This window comes from Streptomyces spinoverrucosus, from assembly GCF_006539505.1.
GTDB classification, from domain to species: domain Bacteria; phylum Actinomycetota; class Actinomycetes; order Streptomycetales; family Streptomycetaceae; genus Streptomyces; species Streptomyces spinoverrucosus.
Window position 1 is genome coordinate 1 of record NZ_BJND01000158.1, and the last position, 2,538, is coordinate 2,538.

Here is a 2,538-nt window from a genome sequence, read left to right on the forward strand (position 1 = left end):
AAGTCCAGCAGCTGTGGGCGCCGGGGGATCGAACAAGATCGGCTTGCCGTCTTGGCTTGCGTGCGCATCTCCGGCCGCGCAAGAGTGCGGTTGACGCGGAGCTTGGAGCTCATGGCGACGAGACGGGAGACAGACAGGTGTGCGGGATGGACCTGGCCGCCAAGGAGTCGGCGATCGCTCGGTTTCTCCACGAGTACCCGCAGGCAGCTGATGCTGGCTATGGGCATCCTGCCCTCCACGGGTGTGAGGAGGTCCGCTGGTCCGAGTTTCCCGGGTGTCCCGCCGCGATCCCGGTGCTGCTGTATGCCCTTCTCGATCGGGCTGCCGCGGCCGAGGCCCAGCGTGTGCTCACCAACACCGTGTTCAGCATCGCCGAGATGAACGCGGCCATGCCGGAAGTCTTGCCGTTTCTGCTTCGTCTCGCAGGCGACCCGCAGGTCCCTGAGCGGTCGGGGTTGCTGGAACGTCTGATCACGGTCGCCGAGTTCTCCGAGCCGATTGAGGTCGGCAACGAGGCCATGGTGCTGTGGTTCGGCAGCGATAGCGATCACCCTGAGCGTGAGCAGTGCAGGGCTGTGTTCGCGGAATACGCGAGTGTGGTGACGATGCTGCCGGAGGGCCTGATCAACGCTGCCGGTCAGGCGAAGCTCCGGCGGGCCGCCGGACTCGTGTGAGGTTTCCGCATTCAGGCCACGTGCGCGACCGCAGAGGCTGAGACGGGAAAGGCCACGGCCTCGTCGAAGCGGCGGCCGTACTGAAGGCAGTGGTAGAGCTGGCCGATCATGCGGTTGAAGAGGTTGCGCTGGGCGGCCGCGTGCCAGTCCCCGTGGTCGTCGCGGCGGCGCCGGTAGTGGGCCTTGGCGCCGGGTGAGGCGGTGATGGCGGAGAAGGCCCAGAGGTAGCCGGCGTGGTTGAGGCGGTCGTTCTTCACCCACCGGCGGGTGATGCTCGACTTCTTGCCGGAGGCCCTGGTGATGGGGGAAGCCCCGGCGTATGCCTTCAGGCCGCGGGCGTCGGCGAACCGGTTGCGGTCGTCTCCGATCTCGGCGAGCACCCGGGCACCGAGCTGGATGCCGAGTCCGGGGAAGCTGAGGATGATCTCAGCGTCCGGGTGCTGAGGGAAAGCTTCCTCCACCGCCTCGGCCAGATTGTCGGCGGCGGCGCAGGCGGCCTCCAGCTGGACCAGGAGCGCGAGCATCTGTTTGCCGAGCGCGTCCTCCACCAGCGGTGGCTGGTGCGCCCATTCGGCGCGGAAGATCTCCCGGAGCCGGTCGGCCTCGGCTTCGATGCCGCGTTGGCGGCCGGCGCGCTTGAGTGCGGCCTGCAGCTGCGTGCGTGTCAGTCGCGAGGCCCGCGTCGGTGTCGGAGCCGCCCTGAGGAGTTCGTGCGCCTCCCGGCGGCACAGACCGTTCTTCCAGGGCTCGAAGGCGGCCAGTGCGGACGGGTAGTACTCCCGCAGCAGCGACCGGAGCTGGTTGGAGATCTGCTGCCGGTTCCACGTCGCGTCCTGCTGAGCCCTGGCAAGGACGGCGACCGCGCGGGCCAGGTCGCTGTCCTGTGGCAGCGGCCGGTGGGCATGCATGTCGGTGCGCAGGATGTTGGCCAGGATTAGAGCGTCTCCGGGGTCGGACTTCTTGCGGGAGACGGAGTGCCGGTCGCGGTAGCGGGCGGCGGCCATCGGGTTGATCGCGAAGACCTGCCTCTTGCCCGTCCGCAGCACGGCGACGACCAGGCCGCGGGAGGTCTCGATCGCGACTGGGATTGGGCTCTCCTCGGTGTCGCCGTATTCGGCGAGCAGGTCCAGCAGGATCTTGTAGCCGGCCGCGTCGTCGGTGATGTGCCGCTTGGCCAGTAACTGGCCGCTGTCGTCGACCAGGGCGACGTCGTGTGTGCGTTCGGCCCAGTCGATGCCGCAGTAGATCAAGTCTTTCCCCTCCATCGTGCTGTTCCTGCTGGTCACGAGCTCATGCGGGCCACGCAGCGACCTAATCCCAGGACTCAGCCCTTCTGGCCGGTCCGCCACCTCAGTAGCCGTTCGTGGCACCAGCTCGTCCCACGGGCCTCGGTCTCTGCGGGAGCTCGGACGGCTCTGGCTTCACAAGAGGTCACCGTGGAGCGGGCTCGCACCACCAACACCAACGAGTGATGTTTCGGTGGGTGTTGACGCCCGGCGGCACTGAACGGCGCCGATCTTTCGGGAGGCATCGCGTGCCGGGAGGTCCCCCCAGGCTGGGTAGGTAGAGACGTCCGCTCGGCACCCGCGCAGCCCCCACGCCGCCGAGTGGAGCCACTGGTGGCAGCTGCGGAGACGCCGGATGCTGCCTCTCTATGACTAGGCGTACATGGGCCGGCGTGCTCAAAGGCATACGTCCGGCGCCCGCGCAGCTGCCACCACCATGAGTACGAGGACCGCGCGCCGCTCTATGCGGAGGTCTCAGCAGACCCGGTTCGCCGTAGGCGTCGCAGCCTCTACTCGAACATCCCCAGAAGCTTCCGCTCCGTCGGGACGCCCTTGACTACGGATTAGGTTCGCCGGGT

2 protein-coding genes are annotated in these 2,538 nt (G+C 67.9%); one reads left to right on the forward strand and one right to left on the reverse strand.

Annotation, left to right across the window (positions count from 1 at the left end; all coding sequences use genetic code 11):
- The first annotated feature begins 146 nt into the window (after positions 1 to 146).
- Positions 147 to 674: a hypothetical protein gene (locus tag SSP24_RS42205; protein WP_141316535.1), complete on the forward strand. Its 528-nt coding sequence runs from the start codon at positions 147 to 149 to the stop codon at positions 672 to 674.
- A gap of 11 nt (positions 675 to 685) precedes the next feature.
- On the opposite strand, the gene SSP24_RS42210 is transcribed toward SSP24_RS42205, so the two are convergent.
- Positions 686 to 1,939 carry an IS110 family RNA-guided transposase gene (locus tag SSP24_RS42210; RefSeq protein ID WP_167529878.1) on the reverse strand — a complete coding sequence of 418 codons (1,254 nt, stop codon included), beginning with the start codon at positions 1,937 to 1,939 and terminating at the stop codon, positions 686 to 688.
- Positions 1,940 to 2,538 lie beyond the last annotated feature (599 nt).